Raw genomic sequence first — 551 nt, forward strand, 5'->3', positions numbered from 1 at the left:
TTTGCCGCTTAGCAGAGCGTTAGGTTACTAGAGTATGGATGCTGCAATCTTCGATAATTATTCTAAATATCCGATAACTAGACTCAATGAACTTGGATTGCATTTATCAACAATCAGATTCTTATCAGAGGTTGGTTTACCTGAATGGTGTGCCCCGAATATGTATTTCGGAGAGGAAGATTGTTGGTTACCTGAACTATTAATTCAAAACGAAAAACTCGCTGTCTTAGGTTCGGATCGCGATGACAAACAAATTTGTATTTCTACAACTTCTAATGAGGTTTTTCGTTTAAATAGTTCAAATCTAGATTTCGTAGCAACCAACCCCGCATTATTTGGGAAAGCGTTAGAAGAGTTTCAAACCTGTATAAATGCAGCTGTGGAGTTTAATGATACAGCATTCACAGATAATAATGTTCCAAGTGTTTTCCTTAAGCCATTTATCGTGTGGCTAACTGATAATGAGCCTAAGGCCTTAATAAAAGGTTCTTTTTGGCAAAGCACTTTGAATTGGTTAAAGTACACGTAACTTAGTATCAAGTTTGAAGTGC

General features: G+C 36.7%; 1 protein-coding gene. It reads left to right on the forward strand.

Features of this window, described 5'->3' with window-relative positions:
• Positions 1 to 34 precede the first annotated feature (34 nt).
• Positions 35 to 529 (forward strand): hypothetical protein, encoded by a 495-nt coding sequence (locus ACP45E_RS21625; RefSeq protein WP_017037299.1) that lies wholly within the window; start codon positions 35 to 37, stop codon positions 527 to 529.
• Positions 530 to 551: the final 22 nt, after the last annotated feature.

Source organism: Vibrio genomosp. F10 str. 9ZD137 (assembly GCF_049974785.1).
Classification (GTDB): domain Bacteria; phylum Pseudomonadota; class Gammaproteobacteria; order Enterobacterales; family Vibrionaceae; genus Vibrio.